The sequence below is a fragment of the Rhodococcus sp. B50 genome (assembly GCF_013602415.1).
Taxonomy (GTDB): Bacteria; Actinomycetota; Actinomycetes; order Mycobacteriales; family Mycobacteriaceae; genus Rhodococcus.
The window spans coordinates 4,221,181-4,242,463 of sequence record NZ_WPAG02000002.1 but is presented as its reverse complement, the minus strand read 5'-3'; the positions used below and the strand labels follow the sequence as shown (position 1 = coordinate 4,242,463).

At 66.6% G+C, this 21,283-nt stretch carries 19 protein-coding genes; 9 read left to right on the top strand and 10 right to left on the bottom strand.

The window, feature by feature from the left end:
- Nucleotides 1-23 precede the first annotated feature (23 nt).
- A complete protein-coding gene (locus GON09_RS19995; RefSeq protein ID WP_213934534.1) occupies nucleotides 24-1,421 on the bottom strand; it encodes an ABC transporter substrate-binding protein in 1,398 nt (465 codons plus the stop codon).
- Nucleotides 1,422-1,724: 303 nt separating this feature from the next.
- Here GON09_RS19995 and GON09_RS19990 point away from each other — a divergent pair, with 303 nt between their 5' ends.
- Entirely contained in the window at nucleotides 1,725-3,362 is a 1,638-nt protein-coding gene (locus GON09_RS19990; RefSeq protein WP_213934533.1) for a class I adenylate-forming enzyme family protein, read from the top strand.
- Between the two features lie 16 nt (nucleotides 3,363-3,378).
- On the opposite strand, the gene GON09_RS19985 is transcribed toward GON09_RS19990, so the two are convergent.
- Nucleotides 3,379-4,257 (bottom strand): amidohydrolase family protein, encoded by an 879-nt coding sequence (locus GON09_RS19985; protein WP_213933340.1) that lies wholly within the window; start codon nucleotides 4,255-4,257, stop codon nucleotides 3,379-3,381.
- Nucleotides 4,258-4,429: 172 nt separating this feature from the next.
- Here GON09_RS19985 and GON09_RS19980 point away from each other — a divergent pair, with 172 nt between their 5' ends.
- The 4 genes from GON09_RS19980 to GON09_RS19965 all read left to right on the top strand — a co-directional run bounded on the left by GON09_RS19980 (nucleotide 4,430) and on the right by GON09_RS19965 (nucleotide 8,352).
- On the top strand, nucleotides 4,430-5,434 hold the full coding sequence (locus GON09_RS19980) for a siderophore ABC transporter substrate-binding protein (RefSeq protein ID WP_213933339.1): 1,005 nt from the start codon (nucleotides 4,430-4,432) through the stop codon (nucleotides 5,432-5,434).
- A 107-nt stretch (nucleotides 5,435-5,541) separates the two neighbouring features.
- The gene (locus tag GON09_RS19975; protein ID WP_213933338.1) at nucleotides 5,542-6,522 is read left to right on the top strand and encodes an ABC transporter permease; all 981 of its coding nucleotides are present in this window, start codon (nucleotides 5,542-5,544) and stop codon (nucleotides 6,520-6,522) included.
- Nucleotides 6,515-7,600: an iron chelate uptake ABC transporter family permease subunit gene (locus GON09_RS19970; protein ID WP_213933337.1), complete on the top strand. Its 1,086-nt coding sequence runs from the start codon at nucleotides 6,515-6,517 to the stop codon at nucleotides 7,598-7,600. Before GON09_RS19975 ends, GON09_RS19970 begins: the two co-directional genes overlap by 8 nt.
- Nucleotides 7,597-8,352: an iron ABC transporter ATP-binding protein gene (locus tag GON09_RS19965; protein WP_213933336.1), complete on the top strand. Its 756-nt coding sequence runs from the start codon at nucleotides 7,597-7,599 to the stop codon at nucleotides 8,350-8,352. Before GON09_RS19970 ends, GON09_RS19965 begins: the two co-directional genes overlap by 4 nt.
- A 1-nt stretch (nucleotide 8,353) precedes the next feature.
- Here the strand turns inward: GON09_RS19965 and GON09_RS19960 are convergent, their stop codons facing one another.
- Nucleotides 8,354-8,872: a ribonuclease H family protein gene (locus GON09_RS19960; RefSeq protein WP_213933335.1), complete on the bottom strand. Its 519-nt coding sequence runs from the start codon at nucleotides 8,870-8,872 to the stop codon at nucleotides 8,354-8,356.
- Nucleotides 8,873-8,941: 69 nt separating this feature from the next.
- On the opposite strand from GON09_RS19960, the gene GON09_RS19955 reads away from it, so the two are divergent.
- From GON09_RS19955 to GON09_RS28400, 3 genes are all read left to right on the top strand, one after another.
- Nucleotides 8,942-9,904, top strand: a complete 963-nt coding sequence (locus tag GON09_RS19955) for a DNA-3-methyladenine glycosylase family protein (RefSeq protein ID WP_213933334.1) — start codon at nucleotides 8,942-8,944, stop codon at nucleotides 9,902-9,904.
- A 43-nt stretch (nucleotides 9,905-9,947) separates the two neighbouring features.
- A complete protein-coding gene (locus GON09_RS19950; protein ID WP_213933333.1) occupies nucleotides 9,948-10,430 on the top strand; it encodes a MarR family winged helix-turn-helix transcriptional regulator in 483 nt (160 codons plus the stop codon).
- Between the two features lie 260 nt (nucleotides 10,431-10,690).
- Nucleotides 10,691-11,002 carry an acyl-CoA thioesterase gene (locus tag GON09_RS28400; protein WP_244865573.1) on the top strand — a complete coding sequence of 104 codons (312 nt, stop codon included), beginning with the start codon at nucleotides 10,691-10,693 and terminating at the stop codon, nucleotides 11,000-11,002.
- Between the two features lie 71 nt (nucleotides 11,003-11,073).
- Here the strand turns inward: GON09_RS28400 and GON09_RS19940 are convergent, their stop codons facing one another.
- Complete coding sequence (locus tag GON09_RS19940) at nucleotides 11,074-11,463, bottom strand: hypothetical protein (RefSeq protein WP_213933332.1); 390 nt, start codon at nucleotides 11,461-11,463, stop codon at nucleotides 11,074-11,076.
- 327 nt (nucleotides 11,464-11,790) lie between these two features.
- Between GON09_RS19940 and GON09_RS19935 the strand changes: the two genes are divergently transcribed.
- Complete coding sequence (locus GON09_RS19935) at nucleotides 11,791-12,630, top strand: alpha/beta fold hydrolase (protein ID WP_213933331.1); 840 nt, start codon at nucleotides 11,791-11,793, stop codon at nucleotides 12,628-12,630.
- 85 nt (nucleotides 12,631-12,715) lie between these two features.
- Here GON09_RS19935 and GON09_RS19930 read toward each other — a convergent pair whose 3' ends face one another.
- The 6 genes from GON09_RS19930 to GON09_RS19905 are packed head-to-tail and all read right to left on the bottom strand — an operon-like array spanning nucleotide 12,716 to nucleotide 21,228.
- Nucleotides 12,716-13,867 (bottom strand): acyl-CoA dehydrogenase family protein, encoded by a 1,152-nt coding sequence (locus GON09_RS19930; RefSeq protein WP_213933330.1) that lies wholly within the window; start codon nucleotides 13,865-13,867, stop codon nucleotides 12,716-12,718.
- A 44-nt stretch (nucleotides 13,868-13,911) separates the two neighbouring features.
- Complete coding sequence (locus GON09_RS19925) at nucleotides 13,912-15,429, bottom strand: acyl-CoA synthetase (protein WP_213933329.1); 1,518 nt, start codon at nucleotides 15,427-15,429, stop codon at nucleotides 13,912-13,914.
- 57 nt (nucleotides 15,430-15,486) lie between these two features.
- Complete coding sequence (locus GON09_RS19920; RefSeq protein ID WP_307854419.1) at nucleotides 15,487-16,302, bottom strand: enoyl-CoA hydratase; 816 nt, start codon at nucleotides 16,300-16,302, stop codon at nucleotides 15,487-15,489.
- Nucleotides 16,299-17,177 (bottom strand): SDR family oxidoreductase, encoded by an 879-nt coding sequence (locus tag GON09_RS19915; RefSeq protein ID WP_213933328.1) that lies wholly within the window; start codon nucleotides 17,175-17,177, stop codon nucleotides 16,299-16,301. The genes GON09_RS19920 and GON09_RS19915 overlap by 4 nt, the downstream gene beginning before the upstream one ends.
- Nucleotides 17,177-19,129, bottom strand: coding sequence for a hydantoinase B/oxoprolinase family protein (locus GON09_RS19910; RefSeq protein ID WP_213933327.1), 1,953 nt, complete (start codon nucleotides 19,127-19,129; stop codon nucleotides 17,177-17,179). The genes GON09_RS19915 and GON09_RS19910 overlap by 1 nt, the downstream gene beginning before the upstream one ends.
- A complete protein-coding gene (locus GON09_RS19905; protein WP_213933326.1) occupies nucleotides 19,126-21,228 on the bottom strand; it encodes a hydantoinase/oxoprolinase family protein in 2,103 nt (700 codons plus the stop codon). Before GON09_RS19905 ends, GON09_RS19910 begins: the two co-directional genes overlap by 4 nt.
- Between the last annotated feature and the right edge of the window lie 55 nt (nucleotides 21,229-21,283).

Below are 21,283 nucleotides of genomic sequence, written 5' to 3'. Positions count from 1 at the left end.
CTCACCGGCACCGGCCCCTGCGTTCAGACGGTCGGTCTGATGACGTTCGGGTTCAGGTATTTCGTCGCAATGCGGTCGGGGCCGAGTTCCGTGCCCCACGTGCTCGGATCGGTCGCGACGCGATAGCGGTCGTCGCACGTGAAGGTGCCCGGCTCCGTGGGGAAGGCCTGGGTGTACTCGGCGCCGCTGAGCTTCACGACGAGGCCGCAGGTCGCGGGCATGTTGTTCCCGGGATCGGTGACCGCGTGCAGTCCGCCGCCGTCCCAATCGTGGATCCGGGAGAGCTCGTCGACGACGCACTGACGGGTCAGATCGGATCCGCACGCGTCCGCGGCGGTCGCCCACAGCAGAAATGAGGAGGTGGCCTGCATTCCGAGCAGCGCGGTCTTGCCGCCCTGCTTCGTGACGAGTTCGACGTACTTCTTCACGGCCGGGACGGCGTCCGCATTCTCGATCATCTGGAAGGTCATGCCGGCGTGCAGGTTGTCGAGCAGACCGTTCTCGCCGTTCCACGCCTGTGCGGCGTTGCCGTACCAGGTGGCCTCACCGAGCAGGATGGGATCGATGCCGGCCTGATCGAGCGCCTTCACGAAGTTGAACTCGGCCGGCACCGGAGAACGCGAGGTCCACAGACCTTTGACCCCGCACTGCTTGAACTTCTCGGCGAAGGGCGCATAGCTCGACTCCCCCTCGTAGTTGAGGGTGACGCCACAGTTCTTCAGCGTGAAACCGGCAGCCTCGGCGATGGACCTGATCTTGGTGCTCGCCGAGATGATCGTGGGCATCGTGCTGTCGACGACGTCGAACTCGCCGCGCAACTCCGGGTACATTTCGGCGATCTGGAACCACTGCGAACCGTTCGCATAGTCGACAGGGAAGGGAACCCCCTGGTAGGTCATCGGGCCGTTGGCCGCGTCCGGGGACACCGTGAAGGCGGGAACAGCGGCGAGATTGCACGCGACCCGGGTCTGCTCGGAGGTCTGATCCATGGCGAACCCGTGGCCGACCATCATGAACTCGCTCGCACACGCGTCCTGCATCACCGCGTTGGCCTGCGTCATCGCGGCGTCATAGTTCGTGCCGACGATCGTGCGGCCGTTGATGCCGCCCTGGGCGTTGCACCAGTCGATCATGGCGGTGACGGCGTCACCGATCTCCTTGTTCAGACCGGGACTCTTGGCGTAACCGCGATCGTCGCCGTAGCCGATGCGGATCTCGGTGTCGCTGATTCCCTGATCGGTGTTCCCGGCGGCCTCGCCAGGTCCACACGGGGAGGTGAGTGTTCCGAACGACGCCTCGGCCGGCTGGGCGGCCGCCGCGACACCTGCACCCGCCGGGGCGAGCGCACCGGCCGACGGGTCGGCGCCCCGGTCCGATGCACAGGCGGAGGTCACCACTGCGACGGCGAACAGACCCGCCATCGATTTCGATGCAGCACTGAGTTTCACGACGATGGACTCCTTCGTCTCGGCCGGGGCCGAGGCGCGATGAGGGGGGTGCCCGAAGGAAGGTCGGGTGCCGCGAAGGTAGCCAGCCGTTCGGGTGAGACCTGTACCACTCCCGCTCACCGAGACGGATCTGTGATTGCAGACACAGCTCGTAGACTCTGTGCAGGACGTCACCTCGATCGAGCTTCGTAAACCCTGCGTACGCCGTGCTGCGCGACGATACGTGCGGGACCTCAGAAAGGCGAATCCTTGGCAACACCAGTAGATCTGCAGCAGATGATGCAGACGATCGTTTCCCAGCTCACCGGTCCGGGGGGCCGATTCGAGATCGTCGAGGAGGACGTGCGCGGCAACCGCATGCCGGTGATGCGCAATCGCGATCGTCGCATCGGCGATCTCGTCGCCGCGTCCCGGCAGTGGGGAGACCGCGACTACCTCGTCACCGCCGATCGCCGCATCTCGTTCACGGAGCACGCCGACGCGGTGGCCGCGCTCGCCACCGCACTGCGCGACGACTACGGCGTGCGCAAGGGTGATCGTGTGGCCGTGCTGGCAGCCAATTCGCCCGAATGGATCGTCGCTTTCTGGGCCGCCCAGTGCCTCGGCGCGATCGCGGTGGGACTCAACTCGTGGTGGACTCCGGCCGAGATCACCTACGGTGTAGACCTCGCCGGACCGAAGGTGATCTTCGCCGATGCCAAGCGCACCGAACTGCTGGCCGCTGCCGACGTCTCCGGATTCGAACTGCTCTCCCTCGAGAAGGATGTGCCTCGCATCGTCGCCGAGCGAGCCGGCTCCGAGCTGCCGTCCGCCGATGTGGCCGAGGACGATCCCGCGGTCATCCTGTTCACCAGCGGGACGAGCGGTCGTCCCAAGGGCGCCCTGCACTCGCACCGCAACGTGCTCGCGGTGGTCGACTACCACCGCTACTCGGACGCGCTGGTCGCGGCGATGTACCAGCGCCCTTACGACGATTCGGTACCCAGCGACAACCGATACCTGCTGGCGTCACCGCTCTTCCACATCGCGAGCCTGCACAATCTGGCGATCCCGCGACTGGCGACGGGCAGCGCCGTCGTCATGACCGAGGGCGCATTCGACATCGACAAGGTGTTCGCGCTCATCGAGCGGGAGAAGGTGACCAACTGGGGCGCGGTACCGACCATGGCAGCCCGCATGCTCGACCACGAGAACCCCGGCAGGTACGACCTGTCCTCGCTCACGGCATTCGCGCTCGCATCGGCACCGTCCTCCCCCGCGCTGAAGCAGCGGTTGCGCGAGAAGTTCCCCTTCGCCGACCAGGCACTGGTGGACAGTTACGGCCTGACCGAGTGCAGCACGGCCGTCGCTCTGGCAACGGCCCCCGAACTCGAAGCGTTCCCGGGCACCCTCGGTAGCCCCATCATCACCGTGAGTATGGAGATCCGTGATCCGTTCGGCGAACGGGTACCCGACGGCCGCGAGGGCGAGGTGTGCGTCCGCAGTCCCTACGTCATGCTCGGGTACTGGGAGGATCCGGAAGCCACTGATGCGGCGATCACCGCCGAGGGGTGGTTGCGTACCGGGGACTACGGCACCATCGAGAACGGTCGTCTGCGACTGACCGGACGGCGGTCCGACCTGATCCTGCGCGGGGGAGAGAACGTCTATCCGACGGAGATCGAACAGCGTCTCGACGAGCACCCCGACGTCGTGGAGAGCGCGGTGATCGGTGTCGACGACGAGGACCTGGGACAGGTAGTCGCCGCTGTCGTCGTGCTGCGGTCCACGAGCACGCTCACCGAGGAGGATCTACGGTCGTACTGCGCCGAGCGGTTGGCCTACTACAAGATCCCCACCGTATGGCGGATCACGCAGGACCTGCTGCCCCGCAACGCAACCGGAAAGATCATTCGACGCTCGATCACGGTCTGATCGGCGGGCGCACCGGTCACTCGTCGAGCCCGAACAGCGAGGTGGCATTGTCGCGGCACACCGCGCGGAGCCACGCACTGTCGGGCGCGACGCGTTCGAGCACCTCGAGCTGGTGAAGATAGCTGTACGGGATGTTGGGAAAATCGGTGCCGAGCAAGATCTTCCGTCGCAGTGCGTCAAGGCGGGGAAGCTGATCCTCCGGGAAAGGGGTGTCTTCTTCGACGAAGTCGGTGAACGCCATCGTCGTGTCGAGGTACACCCGCTCGTACTGCTCCGTGAGGTCGAGGAATTCGCGGTATTCGGGCAGGCCCATGTGCGCGACGATCACCGTCAGCCTCGGGTACCGGCGCATGAGCTCCTGCATCGGGGCGGGACCGGTGTACGTACCGGGCGCCGGACCCGACCCGCAGTGCACGACGATGGGCACGCCCGAGTCCTCGAGGAGACCCCACACGTCGTCGAGGAGCGGGTCGAGCGGTGAGTAATCGCCGACCTGGATGTGGGATTTGAACACGCGGGCGCCCGCATCGATCGCCGAGGCGACGTAGTCCTTCGCGTCGGTCTCCGGGTAGAAGGTGGCGGTGTGGAGGCAGTCGGGGGTCCGTGCCGCGAAGTCGGCCGCCCACGAATTGAGCCACGCCGCCATCGCCGGCTTGTGCGGATACAGCATGGCGGTGAACCGCCGGACCCCGAACTCACGGAGGCGCGCGACGCGTTCCTCTTCGTCGTGCCGGTAGGTGATCGGCCAGGGCCGGCCGACGAGCGGACCCGCGGAGTCGAAGTACGCCCAGACCTTGTCCATGACCTGGCGGGGCATGAAGTGCGTGTGGACATCGACCAGGTGGTCGAGACCGTGGGTGCTCCGGAACTGCGCGACCGACTCGGCTTCGTTCATGACGTGACCGTACCGAAGCGACGTCGACCAAGGAGTCCGAGCAGAAAATACCAGGTCACAGGTGACATCCGACCCATCGCCGGACATTCCTGAAGGTTAGGTTAAGCTAACCATCACATAGGGTGACCTAAATGCCTTATCCATTCCCTGTGATCGAACCCGAGGAACATCGATGAACGCATCCCGCCTGTACCGAGGTGCCGTGCTCGGCACCCTGGCTGCCTTCGCCCTGACGGCATGCTCGAGCGACCCGGCCACCGAGTCGTCCGACACCGCCGCCACCACCGTCACGGTCGAGGACAACTTCGGTACGCAGACCGTCACCGTGCCGCCCCGGTCCGTGGTCGCCACCGACAACGGCACGTTCGAGACACTCGATACGTGGGGCGTTTCCCTCGCAGCCGGCGCGGTGTCGCTGATGCCGAAGACGATCTCCTACACGGAGGACGACAGCATCGTCGATCTGGGATCGCATCGTGAACCCAACCTCGAAGCCGTCGTCGCGGTCGAGCCGGACCTGATCATCAACGGCGGGCGCTACGCGCAGTTCAGGGAGCAGTTCCAGGATCTCGCACCGGACGCCACCATCGTCGAGGTTGCTCCGCGCGACGGCGAGAACTTCGCCGACGAGCTGAAGCGCGGCACCACCGTCCTCGGTGAGATCTTCGCCAAGGAAGCGGAGGCGCAGGAGCTCAACGACGCATTGGACGAGTCGATCGCCCGCGTTCAGGCCGCGTACTCCGCCGATCAGTCGGTGATGGGTCTGATCGTCTCCGGCGGCGAGATCGGTTACGTCGCCCCGAGCACCGGGCGCACCATCGGCCCCATGTTCGACATCTTCGGCCTGACCCCGGCCCTCGAGGTTCCCGAAGGAAGCGACGACCACCAGGGCGACGACATCTCCGTCGAGGCCATTGCCGCCTCCAACCCGGGCCTGATCATCGTCATGGACCGCGATGCGGGAACCTCGACCGGTGGCGGACCCGACTACGTGCCGGCAACCACGGTCATCAACGACTCCCAGGCGCTGAAGAACGTGAAGGCGGTCCAGGAGGGCAACATCATCTACCTGCCCGCCGACACCTACACCAACGAGAGCATCCAGACGTACACGGAGTTCTTCAACTCCCTGGCGGACCTGCTCGAGAAGAACGCCCAGAACGCAGAGAACAAGTGACCTCCGCACAGAGCGCAACGGAGTACTGAACCCACAGCGTCGACCGCCGTGGACTCGGCCAGGAGCCGAGTCCACGGCCGACGTGCTTCCAGAGCAAAGACACTGACATGACGACCCAAGCTTCACCGTCCCGGACGCGGGACAAACTCTTCGACTGGAAACTGCTGCTGGGTTTCCTCGGCGTAGGCGTCCTGCTGATCGCGTCGCTGTTCACCGGGGTGTTCGACATCTTCGGCGGCGACTTCGGCTGGGAGATGTTCAACATCACCCGCGTCCCCCGCACGATTGCGCTGGTACTGGCCGGAGCGGCGATGGCGATGTCCGGACTCGTCATGCAGTTGCTCACCCAGAACCGGTTCGTCGAACCGACCACCACCGGCACGACCGAGTGGGCAGGACTCGGCTTGTTGATCATGCTGATCGTCGCTCCGACCGCGGGCCTTCTCCCCCGGATGCTCGGCGCTATCGTCGCCGCGTTCATCGGGACGATGATCTTCTTCCTGTTCCTCCGGCGAGTGCAGCTGTCCTCATCGCTGATCGTGCCCATCGTGGGCATCATGCTGGGCGCCGTCGTCGGCTCCATCACCACATACATCGCTCTCGCCACCGACAAACTCCAGAGCCTGGGCATCTGGTTCGCGGGGAGTTTCACCTCGATCATCAAGGGACAGTACGAGGTTCTCTGGATCGTCGCGATCGTCGCGGTCCTGGTGTTCGTCGCCGCCGACCGGTTCACCGTCGCCGGCCTCGGTGAGGACGTCGCGACCAACGTCGGCCTGAACTACAACCGCATCATCCTGCTGGGAACCGGACTCATCGCGATCGCCACCGGAGTGGTCACCGTCGTGGTCGGTTCGCTTCCCTTCCTCGGGCTCATCGTCCCCAACATCGTGTCGATGTTCCGCGGCGACGATCTGCGCAGCAACCTCCCCTGGGTCTGCCTGCTCGGTATCGCCATCGTGACCGTCTGCGACCTGATCGGCCGGACGCTCATCATGCCGTTCGAGATCCCGGTATCGCTCATCCTCGGCGTCGTCGGCTCCGTCGTCTTCATCGCCCTGCTGCTCCGGAGCCGCCGCAATGCCTGACACCACCACGTCCATCTCGCCGGCAGAATCGATCCCCACGGCCACGCCGACCGCCGCGCCTGCAACCAAGGCAGGGCGCACGGGTTCCGGGGCATTCGCGACCGCGCGCCAGCTACGCCGCTACTGGGTCCTCGTGGGGGTCCTCATCCTCCTCTCGGTCGTCATCGCCGTGGGGATCGTGACCTGGAACAATCCGATGCCGTTCGGGACCGCGGGGTTCTGGCGGATCACACAGATGCGCGCGACCAACCTCGTCGTGATCGTGCTCGTCGTCGTCTGTCAGGCCGTCGCGACGGTGTCGTTCCAATCCGCGACGAACAACCGCATCATCACCCCGTCGATCATGGGGTTCGAGGCCCTCTACGTCGCGCTCCAGACCGCAGCCGTCTTCTTCATGGGCGCGGTCGGGGTCACGGCGCTCACGGGGGTGCCGCAGTTCATCCTGATGGTCGTGCTGATGGTCGGCTTCTCGCTGATGCTCTACGGATGGCTGCTCTCCGGCAAGTACGGGAACATGCAGGTGATGCTGCTCGTCGGCATCGTCCTGGGCGGCGGTCTCGGATCCGTGGCGACCTTCATGCAGCGTATGCTCACCCCCAGCGAGTTCGACATCCTCACCGCCAAACTGTTCGGGTCGGTGTCCAATGCGGATGCGTCCTACCTGCCGCTGGCGATCCCGCTGTGCATCGCGGCGGCCGGAACACTGTGGTGGCGTTCGCGCAGGCTCAACATCATCGCGCTGGGCAAGGACGTCACCACCAACCTCGGCCTGAACCACCGCCGCGAGATCATGCTCGTCCTGTTTCTCGTGTCGGTCCTCATGGCCACCACCACCGCGCTCGTCGGGCCCTTGACGTTCCTCGGGTTCCTTGTCGCGACCCTGGCCTACCAGTTCGCAACCACACACGATCACCGCTTCGTGTTCCCCGTGGCGATCCTGACCGGGTTCGTCATCCTGGGTGGCGCCTACTTCGTTCTGAAGAACATCTTCTACGCAGAGGGCGCCGTATCCATCATCATCGAGGCCGTCGGCGGATCGGCCTTCCTCTACGTGATCCTCCGGAAGGGCAGACTGTGATCGAGATCAAGGGACTCCGCAAGGAGTACAGCAGCACGGTCACGATCGGTGAGATCGACCTGACGATTCCCGCCGGCGGCATCACGGCCCTGGTCGGGCCGAACGGTGCGGGCAAGTCGACGATGCTGACCATCGTGGGCCGGTTGCTCGGCGCCGACGCCGGCACCATCGAGATCGCCGGCTACGACGTCTCGAGCACCGCGTCGAAGGACCTCGCAAAGATCGTTTCGATCCTCCGACAGGAGAACCACTTCGTTACCCGCCTGACGGTGCGGCAACTCGTGGGCTTCGGGCGTTTCCCGCACTCGAAGGGCCGCCTCACCCTCGAGGACGAGGAGGCCATCAGCAAGTCCATCGAGTTTTTCGACCTCACCGATCTCGAACACCGCTACCTGGACCAGCTGTCCGGCGGTCAGCGCCAGCGCGCCTACGTGGCGATGGTGCTGTGCCAGGACACCGACTACATCCTGCTGGACGAGCCGCTGAACAACCTGGACATGAAGCACTCGGTCCAGATGATGAAGCATCTCCACAAGGTGGCTGTCGAGCTGGGGCGCACGGTCGTCATCGTCCTCCACGACATCAATTTCGCAGGCCACTACGCGGACCGAATCTGCGCGATGAAGGACGGCAAAGTCGTCGAATTCGGGACGCCGGAAGAAATCTTGGTGGACGAGACCTTGACACGCGTCTTCGATACTCCGGTGACGTGCGTCGAAGGACCCAACGGCCGCCTCGCGGTCTACTACTGACTCAGAACAAGGTCAATTCGGCGTCGTCGGCGCGCTTCGGCGGCTTGTGCGCCACCACGGGAGTGCTGGGTACCTCGATCGGTCCGGGCTGCGCCGCGATCTCGCGCGCGGCCTGCCCGGCGAGCGTGTCGGCCATCTCGTTGAAGTGGTTGCCGACGTGGCCGCGCACCCAGCGGAACCGCACCGGCCCGGTGCGATCGGTGAGCTCGCGGTCGATGGCGCGCACGAGTTCGAGGTTCTTCACCGGCGCGCCGGTGGCTGTCTTCCACCCCTTGCGCTTCCATCCCGGGAGCCATTCGGAGGCGCACTTGATCGCGTACTGCGAATCGGATTCGATGATCATCGGCTCGGAACCCGGATGCGCACGGAGCGCTTCGAGCACCGCCCGGAGCTCCGCGATCTGATTCGTGCCCGAACGCTCACCGCCCGACGCGCTGGGCCCCTCGTGATTGACCCACGCCCACCCGATGGCGCCGCCGGGATTGCGAAGGCAGGATCCGTCGGTGCTCACGATGATCATGCGCCCGACCATAGCCGCACCCTCCGACACCACGAAAGTCGGCTCCAGCGCACAGAGTACGGTAGGGCGGTGACCGTGTCCGACGAGCGAGGCCGTCGCATCGCGAGGGCGGTGGACGACGGGCTTCTCGACACCCGCGTACGCGTGCTGTGGCCCGTCGACGTGGTGCGTACCCTGCGACCGTTGCAGCGCGGGCCGTGGGATCCGTGTCATCGCGTCGTCGGCGACGCCGTGTGGCGCACCTCCCGCATGGACACCGGAGCCGTGACCTACCGGCTCACCCAGGACGGCCCACACGGCGCGCGGTGCCTGGCGTGGGGACCGGGAGCAACCGAACTGGCGGAACGACTGCCGGCCCTGCTCGGCGCCGACGACGATCCGTCGGCCTTCACCCCCGAACATCCTGCCCTCGTCGAGGCGCACCGACGAATGCCCGCCCTGCGCATCCCCCGCACCGGCCGGGTGCTCGAGTCCCTCGTCCCTGCCATCCTGGAACAACGGGTGCACGGGGTGGCGGCGTTCGCATCATGGCGGCGCCTCGTCACCTGGTTCGGCGATCCGGCGCCCGGGCCGGCCCCGGACGGTATGCGCGTGCCACCCTCCGCGGCGACCTGGCGGACCGTGCCGTCCTGGGAGTTCCATCGGGCGAATGTCGATCCCGGCCGCGCACGCACCGTGGTGCGGTGCGCGCAGGTCGCCGACTCGCTCGAGCGTCTCGTGCACGAACCGGCCGCCGACGCCCGGCGGAAGCTGCGGGTCGTGCCGGGGGTGGGCGTGTGGACGGCCGCGGAGGTGGCGCAACGCGCATTCGGCGACGCCGACGCGCTCTCCGTCGGCGACTACCACCTCGCGAAGGTCGTCGGATGGGCACTGCTCGCCCGCCCTCTCGACGACGCGGGCATGGTCGAGTACCTCGAACCGCTACGCCCCCAACGTTATCGAGCCGTGCGATTGATCGTCGAGTCCGGCGGGTACGCGCGAGTGCCGAAGCGCGGACCCCGCACACCGATCACCGATCATCGCCGGCGGTGACAGGGTCTCGATCCCTCGCGTCCGTGCTCGTAGACTCGACCCCATGTCCGCCACCCACGACGCGGCCGGCCCCGACCGCCTCGGACACCTTCCGAGCTACCTCATGACCCAGGCGGCGCGACACGTGCATCGCGTCGTGTTCGACCGACTCGATTCCGCCGACGCCCGCGGCCACCACTATCGGATCCTGGCCGCCCTCGAGGAGTACGGCCCGTCCAGCCAGGTCGACCTCGCCCGGCGCTGCGGGCTCGATCGCAGTGATGTCGCGGCCACCGTCGATGCCCTGGTCGACCGCCGGTTCGTCGAACGCGCTCCCGACCCCGCCGACCGGCGGCGCAACATCATCACCCTCCCCCGCCGCGGACGGAGACGGTTGTTCGATCTCGACCGGATGCTCACCGAGGCGCAGGACGAGGCGTTCGCCCCCCTCGACGCGGACGAACGGGCGCTGCTCACCTCGATGCTGACCAGGCTTGTCGAGTATCACACCCGACCGACGTCGATTCCCGCGCAGCAGCAGTCGTAGGCTCGAAAAGGTGCGTCCGGCGGAGATCCCGCCGCGAGCACGACCTACGAAAGGACCACGCGTGCAGGCCAAACCTTGCCGAGAATCCCGAGTCATCAAGACCAGCAGGGTATTTCCCAACGACGTCAACGACCACAACACGTTGTTCGGTGGGAAGCTGATGAGCGACATCGATATGACCGCGTCGATCTCGGCAACACGTCACAGTCGCGCCTCGGTTGTGACGGCGTCGACCGACTCCGTGGCCCTTTCTCGAGCCTGTGCGCCCTTCCGATTCGGTGTGCCTCGAATCGTTCGTGACCTGGACCGGGCGCAGCTCGATGGAGGTCTTCGTCAAGGTCACCGCCGAGGATCTGCGCAGCAGCGAGCGTCGCATTGCCGCGACCGCCTTCCTCACCTTCGTCGCGGTCGACGACGGCGGACGCCCCATGCATGTCCCCCCGGTGCTGCCCGAGTCCGACGAGGAACGCAAGCTCAACGAGTCCGGGGACGAGCGGGCGGAGCACCGCCGCATGCACCGCGCGCAGAGCCAGGAGATGGCGAAGTACCTCACCACCAGCCGGCCGTGGTGAGTTAGGTCCGCACGCACCCGCCGTCGAGTCGCGATCAACCGGAAATACTCGAAAATTGCTCTGTCAGAGCATCATTCAGGTTGACTGCTGCCGAAGGACGGTGACTGCTGTACGGGTACGTCGGGTGTCTCAGCGGGAACCGTGACGACCGTGGATCCCTGCTCGACCGCGAAGGACGTGAGCGGGAACAGCGCGAGGATTTCCTCGATACCGGGATAGTCCGAGGCCCACATCGCGGTGGAACCAGCGTTGCCGCACGATGCCAACGCGACGTAGGAGCCGGCAGGTACGTCCGCAATGACCTGCGTGCTGGTTCCCGGCGCTACCGGCCCCTGCTCGTAGAGGGACTGTCCGGCTCCGACGACCTCCCAGACCGGAGGCAGTACCCCGTCCGGTGCGTTGCCGAGAGAGGTCGAGCAGATCAACTCCTCGCCGGTGTTGTTGACGATCGTGTTGGTCACGCTCGTGCCGTCGACGGAGAACGAGTACCGAACGTCCTCTGCCTCCGCTGCTCCTGCTATTCCTGGGATCACTACAGCCGCAGGGACAACAAAGGTGGTGATCACTGCAGCACGGGCGCGATGTCGCATCGGATGTCCATACTGTCGCCAGATAATGGAATTCATGTGATCTTGACCCACCCCCGGTTTCTGCGGGCGGATTTCACCGAAAGCGATCCCGGCTGAAGAAGTTCTATTCGACGAATACGTCTACCGGATGCGTGAAATGTCGGCGAGCGATGCGGAGTTGTGGAAATATCTCGACCACTCGACGCGAAGGGGGATCGCGTGTTCGACATCGAGCTTTCGGCAGGAACGATCGAGTACGAGGACACCAGGGGCACCGGACCGGTTCTCGTGTTCATCCATGGCCTTCTGATGGACGGAACCGGGTGGCGGCACGTCGTCGAACAACTCCGCGGCACCTACCGCTGCATCGTGCCGACCTGGCCTCTCGGCTCGCACCGCATACCGATGCGTCCGGAGGCAGACCTCACCCTCGTCGGAATGGGCCATCTCATCGGGGAGTTCCTCGACGCCCTCGACCTGCGTGACGTCACGCTGATCCAGAACGATTGGGGCGGCGCCCAGGCTTTCCTCGCCGTGTCGAATCCCGAACGGGTCTCGCGACTGGTACTCACCGCATGCGAGGCATTCGACAACTACCCGCCCGGCCCGGTGAAACTACTCCTGCCACTGGTCAAGATTCCAGGTGGGGTACGCCTGCTCATGGCCGTGCTCGGCACGAAACTCGGACGGCGAGGACCCGGCACCTGGGGCTGGATGAGCAAACGTCCGGTACCCGAACCCGTCATGGACGCCTGGTTCCGTCCGGCCACCGTCGACCGGAACATCCGGCGTGATCTGGCCAAATACGCACCCTCGGCTCCGCCCAAGCAGCAATTGCTCGAGATCGCGGCGAAAGCGGCGCAGTTCTCCGGGCCGGTGCTGGTCGTGTGGGCCACCGAGGATCGCATGATGCCGCGCGATCACGGACGACGCCTCGTCGAGGCCTTCCCCGCCGCACGGTTGGTCGAAATCGACGACAGTTACACCCTGCTGGCCGAAGACCAGCCCGAGAAGCTTACCGCGGCGATCGAAGAGTTCCTGACCACCACGGCCGGTTGAGACATCCCACATCCGGAAACGACTCGGCGCCCGGTGCAGCCGAGTGTCGACTGGACCGGACGCCGGGTAGTTCCGAACCGAGTGCTTACAGCGCCCGCGCGATGATCTGCTTCATGACCTCGTTCGCACCGGCGTAGATCCGCTGGACGCGCGCGTCCTCGTACATCCGCGCAATGAGGTATTCGCGCATGTAGCCGTAGCCGCCGTGCAACTGCACGCAGCGGTCGATGACCTCGCACTGCTTGTCGGTCAGCCAGTACTTGACCATCGCGGCGTCGGACGGGTCGAGTTCACCCTTCAGGTGCTGCTCGATGCAGTGGTCGAGGAAGATGCGGCAGGTGCGCGCGATGGTCTGACACTCGGCGAGCTCGAAGGCCGTGTTCTGGAACTCGAAGAGGCTGTGCCCGAACGCCTGCCGCGCCTTGGTGTAGCGGACGGTCTCCTCGACGGCCCGATCCATCGCGCCGGCGGCCTGCGCGCCGATGATCAGGCGCTCCTGCACGAGCTGTGCCATGAGCTGGCCGAAGCCGAGGCCTTCGGACTCACCGAGCAGATTCGTCACCGGTACTCGCACGTCGACGAACGACAACTCGGAGGTGTCGGCGGCGTGCTGGCCGACCTTGTCGAGCACGCGGCCCACCGAGAAGCCCGGGGCGTCACGCAGATCCACGATGAGCAGCGACACGCCCTTGGCACCGGCCTTCGGGTCGGTCTTGACGGCGAGGACGATGACGTCGGCCGAGGAACCGTTGGTGATGAAGGTTTTCGAGCCGTTGACGACGTAGTGGTCGCCGTCGCGCACCGCGGTGGTCTTGATGGCCTTCAGGTCCGAGCCCGCGCCGGGTTCGGTCATGCCGATGGCGCCGAGGATCTCGCCGGTGGCCATGCCCGGCAGCCACGCCTTCTTCTGCTCCTCGTTGCCGTACTCGAGGATGTAGTGCGCGACGATGCCGCTGTGCACGGAGTTGCCGAACGCGAGATCGCCGGAGTAGCCCTGCGCGTCGAACACCGCGAGGTCGTGCGCGAAAGTGCCTCCGCCCCCGCCGTATTCCTCGGGGATCGAGCAGCACAGCAGGCCGAGCTTGCCGGCCTCGAGCCAGACCTCGCGATCGATACGACGCTGCGAATCCCACTTCTCGACCTTGCCCATGACCTCGCGCTCGAAGAACTCGCGCGCGAGATCGTAGACGGCAGAGACCTCGTCGTCGTACCAGGAGGCGACGTGCTTCTTCGGCATTGAACTCAGGTTCCTTTTCGCAGTGTTCGGTTCGGAGTGAGTGGTCAGGATCCGCGCAGTTCGCGCTTGAGGAGTTTGCCGCTCTGGTTCCGCGGCAGGACGTCGACGAAGCGAACGGCCTTGGGCACCTTGAACGGTGCGAGGCGCTGCTTGACGTGGTCGATCAAGGTTGCTTCATCGAGTTCGTGACCGTCCTTGAGGACGACCACCGCGGTCACCGCTTCGATCCACTTCTCGTCCGGAGTACCGATCACCGCGACCTCGGCGACGGCCGGGTGCGTGTAGATCGCGTCCTCCACCTCGCGTGAGGCGACGAGGATGCCACCGGTGTTGATGACGTCCTTGATGCGGTCGACGACGGTGATGAAGCCTTCGGCGTCGCGGGTGACGAGGTCGCCCGAGTGGAACCAGCCGTCGCGGAAGGCATCCTCCGTCGCGTCGGGGTTCTCCCAGTAACCGAGGCACAGTTGCGGTGAGCGGTAGAGGATCTCACCGGGTTCGCCGTCGGGCACGTCGTTGCCGTCGGCGTCGACGACGCGGGTCTCGACGAACAGCACGGCCCGGCCGCACGAAGCGGGACGCGCGTCGTGTTCCTCGGGACGGAGGACGGTGGCGAGCGGGCCGATCTCGGACTGGCCGAAGCAGTTGTAGAAGCCGAGTTCGGGGTAGCGGCCGCGGAGGCGTTCGAGGACGGTGACCGGCATGATCGACGCCCCGTACTGCGCCTTGCGCAGCGACGACAGGTCGCGGGTGTCGAGATCGGGGTGGTTGGTCAGCGGCACCCACACGGTCGGGGCGAGGAACAGCGATCCGATGCGCTCCTCCTCCACCAGCCGGAGGATCTCGGCCACGTCGGGTGCCGGCAGCAGCCGTACGGTCGCGCCGACCGCGAAGTACGGGATGAGAAAGACGTGCATCGCGGCGGAGTGGTAGAGCGGCATGCACACGAGCGGGTCGTCGTCGGCCGACAGGTCGAGCGCCTCGATCGACGACATGTACTCGAAGGTGAGCGCCCGGTGGGTCATCATGGCGCCCTTGGGCTTCGACGTCGTCCCCGAGGTGTAGAGGAGCTGGACGAGGTCGGTGTCGGCCACCATGACATCGAGCGTCGGCACGTCACCGGTCTGCGCGACCGCCACCAGGGAATCGTCGGCGTCGCGGAGCGGGACGACGGTCTCGGCCGGCACGTCGGCCAGGACGGCGTCGAGGTTCTCCCGCAGCACCGGATCGACGAGCACGGCCTTCGCTCCCGACTGGCCGAGCAGGTACGACAGTTCCGCGCCGCGCAGCGCGTAGTTGATCGGCACGTGCACCAGACCGGCGCGCGCGGCCGCGAGATAACCGATCGCGTAGCCGTCGGAGTTGGTGCCGTAGGCGGCCACACGGTCGCCCTTGCTCAGGCCGAGCGAGAGCAGGTGCGCGGCGGCGCGGGTCACGGCGTCGTCGAGTTCCCGATAAGTGAACTGCCGGTCGCCGAAGCGGAGTGCGACGCGGGCGGGATGACGCGCGGCGGTGCGGTGGAGGATGCCGTCGACGGTGCTCTGACGCGGATCGGGGGTCATGCAGCGAACTTTATAGGACGTCCAACCAACTAGTCCAGACTTAGCGATCGCTCAAGATCAGCGACCCTTCCAGACCGGTGCCCGCTTCTCGAGGAAGGCCGTCATCCCCTCCTGCGCGTCGTCGATCATCGCGTTCGACGCCATCGTCTCCGCCATCGCGGCATACGCCGTTTCCTGCGGTAGATCGATCTGGCGGTAGAACGCCTCCTTGCCGATCCGCATCGTGGCGGGCGACGAACTTGCGATCTTCAGGGCGAGCTCGGTGGTCGCGGTCTCCAGAGCCTCCGGCTCGACGACGTAGTTCACCAGACCCCAGTCCGCGGCGGTCTGCGCATCGATCGTCTCACCGGTGAGCAGCATCTGCAGCGCCCGCTTGCGCCCGATCGCGCGGCTGACCGCGACCATCGGTGTCGAGCAGAACAGCCCGATCCGCACACCGGGGGTGCCGAAGCGGGCATCGGTGGCGGCGACGGCGAGATCGCACGACGCGACGAGCTGGCATCCAGCCGCGAGCGCCGTGCCCTGCACCGATGCGATCACCGGTTGGGGGATCGATTGCACCGTCCGCATCATCTCGTTGCACGTCTCGAAGATCGCGCGCTCCTCGTCGAGCGTGCGCCCGATCATCTGCCGCAGGTCGTGCCCGGCCGAGAACACCGGGCCTTCCGCGCGGACCACGATCACCTTCGCATCGGCCGCGAGCGCCGTCAGACCGGCGATGACCTCGCGCATCGTCTCCACCGACAGCGGGTTGCGCTGCTTCGGGCGGTCGAGGGTGAGTACCCCGATACCGCTGGCCTCGTCGACAGCGATGAGCACGGGCGGGGGCAGGGTGTCGACGGCGTCGGGGCCGTCCGCAGAGCGATCCGTCACGTTCCCTTTCCTACACCACCGGCGGGTTGCCGGCTCGGCATCGCCGAGACGAGATCCGCGACGCGGGCGGGCGCCCGGCCGAGCAGCGCCGCCGTCACGGCGCTCCCGGCGACGAACCCGTGATCGTCGTAGAACCCGAACATCGCCGCCAGACGTCGGCGGGTCTCGGTGGGCAGGCCGTGGCCGTGACGCTCCATCCACGCCGGGACGGACACCTGCTCGATCTCCACCGGTCGGCCTGCGGCGACGCACAGCTGCCGCACACTCAGCGCGTCCGGTCCCCCGAGCTCGTAGGTGGCGCCGTGGTGGACGTCCGCGCCGTCGACGAGGACACGGGCCGCCACCGCGGCGACGTCCGCCAGGGCGACGAACGAGAACGGCGCGTCGGGGTCGTAGGGAACGTCGAGTGCGTCCACCGATCCGTCGAGTACCGACGCGAAGTTCTCCGTGTACGCGCAGGGCTGGAGGACCGTCCACCGCACACCGGAGGCGTGCAGGATGTCCTCGCAGCGGGCCTTGTCGAGGTGATGCGGCATCGCCGGCGTGTACGGCCAGGCGACGGAGTGGTAGACGACGTGATCGACACCGGCCTCGGCCGTTGCCCCCAGGAACCGTTCGAACAGTGCCGGTTCGTCGGGGTGCATGTTCGGGGCGATGAAGTAGACGCCGCGGCAACCCGCCAGCGCGTCGACGAGTCCGGCACCGGTCTCGAGGTCGACAGCGCGATCCCCCGCCCGTCGAGCGGTGTGCACCACTCGGCGGACGGGGGTCGCGTCTGCTGTCTCCAGCGCCGAGACGACAGCCGTTCCGGTCTTCCCCGCGGCACCGATCACTGCGAGATCGGTGCCGCGCGAGATCTCGGCCGTCGTCGACATCAGTTGCCGATGAAGTCGTACTCGGCGAACTCGGCACCACCCGACAGGCGGGCGTAACCGGGACCGCGGTCGAAGAAGGGCTCCTCGTCGCCACGCTCGGCGCGCAGCTGCGCACGCAGCGCCTCGGTGGCCTCCACATCGGCGACGGGCTCGTCGGCCGAGGTGTCCTTCAGGACCACACCGTAATCCTCGCGGGCACCGTCGACGGAGACCTTGCGCCACAACACGTCCCGGACCACCTCGTCGATCGGACGATCGAGCGGGTCGCCCCAGCCGCCACCGCCGGTGGTGCGGATGCGCACCGTCTCCCCCGCCTTGATCGGCTCGGCGTCGGTGAGAGCGTCGAACTCGCGCTCGTTCGGGCCGCCGGGATCGAGCGTCACGGAGAACGGCTTGCCGGCCTTACCGCCCTTGACACCCCAGCACGCGAGGATCGAACGGTCGGCGATGGACATGAAGTTCGCGTCCTTGAGCATCCGGATGTGCTTCTCGTAGCCGAGACCGCCGCGGTAGCGACCGGCTCCACCGGAATCGATTGCAAGTCCGAGCTTCTCGACGATGAACGGGAAGCGGCTCTCGGTGAACTCCGTGGGCAGGTTCCGCGAGTCGGGCACCACGTGGATGGTGTCCTCGCCGTCGGCGTAGTGCCGGCCACCGGAACCGCCGCCGAGCACCTCACGCATGAGGTACGAGTGGCCCTCGAAGTCCTCACCGTACACACCGGTGTAGCGGATGGTCTCCTGGTCAGCGGGCATGTTGCCGTCGACCGCCTTGGCGACCACGCCGGAGAGCACACCGAGCAGACGCAGGATCACGAACGTCCGAGCGTTGGTGGGAGCGGGGAAGATCGGCGTGATGAGTGTGCCCGGCTCCGGGAACTTCATCTCGATCAGCGGCACGACACCTTCATTGACGTCCAGCTCCGCCATGCGGTCGGGGGTGTCGGCCAGATTGCGGAGGATCGGCGCCAGCCACTTGATGAGGAAGTTGCCGTCGGCGTAGTCACCGCAGTGGTTGATCGGGCCCTTCGCCTGCGGACCGGTGCCGTTGAAGTCCAGGATCAGGCGCTCGCCGCCCTCGTCCTCCGGGGAGGTCTTGGTGAGCGTGATGCGCTGCACGTGAAGCATCGGCTCGTCCACACCGTCGTGCTCGGCGTAGTCCTCCCAGGTGTACGTGCCCACATGGATCTTGCTGAGGATCTCGCGGCGGTACGTCTCGGTGGTCGCGTCGAGGATCGCGTCGAAGCAGGCTTCGACGGTCTCGACACCGTAGCGCTCGAACAACTCCGACAACCGGCGCGCACCCATGAGGCACGCCGAGCATTCGGCGTCGAGGTCGGCGGCGAGCGAGTCGGGCATGCGCGAGTTGCGGGTCATGATCCGCAGTGCCGCCTCGTTCGGAACACCCTGGTCCCACAGCTTGATCGGCGGGACCATCAGTCCCTCCTCGTACACGGTGGTCGCACCCGAGGGCATGGAACCGGGGCAGCACCCGCCGATGTCGTCGTGGTGGCCGAAGGCCTGCACGAACGCGACCACCGAAGGCTCGGTGTCGCCGGGGCGGGTCGCGAAGACCGGGACGGTGACGCACAGGTCGGGCAGGTGACCGATGCCGCCTTCGGAGAGGTAGACGTCGTTGTGGAAGAAGACGTCGCCGGGCTTCATCGTCTCGAGCGGAAAGTCCCGGGCCACCGGATGCACGAGCGCCGAGTACGAACGACCGGTGAGCTTGCGCAGATTGCGATCGTGGATGCCGGCACGGAAATCGTGGGCGTCGCGGATCATCGGCGAGCGTGAAGTCCTGGAGATGGAGGTCTCCACCTCCATCTCGACACTGGCGAGGTAGCCGGCGACGATCTCGACCAGCACCGGATCGGGAGCGGTGCCCGAAGCGTCGGTCAGCCGGAAGGGCTTGCGGGTCGTGGCCGCGGCGGGTTCGAGAGTCGCAGTCATCGGGTGGCTCCGTTCGAGTCGGACGTCTTGCTGAGGCGGATGTTGCCGAAAGTGTCGATGCGAGCGCGGAATCCGGGGTGAACCGGAATGGTCGAGCTGAATTCCTCGATCACGGCGGGACCTTCGAGTTCGTCGCCGGCGCCGAGGCGGGCGCGGTCGTACACGCGGGTGGTGACCCACTCGTCGAAGTACGCCTCGCGGGTGCCGGTGAGGGCTACGTCCGCCCCCGTGCCCGGGGCGATCTCGGCGAGTTCCGGTCGCTTGATGGGCCCGATTCCGCTCACGCGGAGGTTGACCCATTCCACGTGCTGGTGGGGATCGTTGCGGAAGTCGTAGCCGTAGAGCTCGCGGTGGGCCTGGTGGAAGCGTTCGGCCGCCTCGTCCATCAACTCCTGGGTGATGGGGCCGTCACCGACCGGCACGCGCACCTCGAAGGCCTGGCCGAAGTAGCGCAGGTCCGCCGAGCGGGCGTACTGCCGCTGGTCGGGACCGAATCCCTCGCCCTCCAGGGCGCGTTCGGCCTCGGCCGCGAGGGCGTCGAGTCCGGTCTGCAGCTCGTCGATCTTCAACCGGTCGTGCCGGCTGACGTGCGTCTGCACGTAGTCGTTGCGGACGTCGACGGTGAGCAGACCGAAGGCCGAGACGTTACCGGGATTGAGCGGCACGAGGACGTCCTTGAGACCGAGGATGTCGACGAGGCGGCAGGCCAGCAGCGAACCGGAGCCACCGAAGGTCACCAGGGTGAAGTCGCGGACGTCGAGACCACGCTTGACGGTGATCTGCCGAAGTGCGTTGGCCTGGTTCCAGGCCGACACCTCGAGGATGCCCGTGGCGCACGCCTCGAACTCGAGGCCGAGACGGTGCGCGAGCTCCTCGACGCCCTTGCGGGCGAGTTCGGTGTCGAGCGGGATCTCACCACCGAGCAGGTGAGGAGGGATGCGGCCGAGCAGGACGTGAGCGTCGGTGATGGTCGGCTCGTTGCCGCCCTTGCCGTAGCACAGGGGCCCGGGATCGGCGCCCGCCGACTGCGGGCCGACACGCAGGGTGCCCTCGGGGGTCATCCACGCGATGGAGCCGCCACCGGCACCGACGGTCACCACGTCGATCATCGGGATCTTGGACGGGTAGACACCCACGCGACCTTCCGTGGTGAGTGCCGGCTCGCCGCCGACGACCACGGTGACGTCCGTGGAGGTGCCGCCACCGTCGCAGGTCAGCACCTGGTCGACACCGGCGACGCCGGCGATCAGGGCCGCGCCCAGGGCGCCGGCCGCGGGACCGGAGAGCACGGTGGTGATCGGCTGGTGCACGACCTCCTCGGCCGAGAGCACGCCGCCGTTGGACTTCATCACGTAGAACGGGATGTCGCGCTGCTCGCCCTCGGCGGAGGAGAACTCGCGCAGACGGTTCGCGATGTTGTTGACGTAGTTGCGGATGTTGGGCTTGACCGCGGCGTCGACGAGGGTCGTGATGGACCGCTCGTACTCGCGGTACTCGCGCAGCACCTCGCTCGAGATGCTCACGGTCGCCTCCGGGTACTCCTCCATGAGGATGTCGCGGACGCGGCGCTCGTGCTCGGGGTTGGCGTAGGAGTGCATGAGGCACACGCCGACCGTGAGGATCTCGCGGTCCTTGAAGAACCGGGCGGCGGCGCGGACGTCGTCGTCGTTCAGGGGACGGATCTCGCTGCCGTCGTAGGCGAGACGGCCGCGGACGGTGCGGACGCGGTCGGCCGGCACGATGCGGTCGGGCTTGACCCAGAAGTAGGAGTTGCCGTAGCCGTCGGGGACCGACTGGCGGGCGATCTCGAGGACGTGTTCGTAACCCTCGGTGGTGATGAAGCCGAGGGTGCCGACCTTGCCCTCGAGGAGCTTGTTGGTCGCGACGGTGGTGCCGTGGCTGACAGCGTCGATCGCGTCGCCGGACTCGCCGAGCTGCGCGAGGACCTTCTCGATGCCGGCGAGGAAGCCGACGGCCGGATCCTGCGGTGTCGACGGGGTCTTCGTGGTGACGATCGTGCCGGACTCGTCGTCCACCGCGACCACGTCCGTGAATGTTCCGCCGGTATCGATGCCGACCCGAATCTTCCTGGATCCCATGTTTCCTCCTGGGTTCGTCTCGCCGGTGTCCCACCTGACGTCTGATGACATTCCA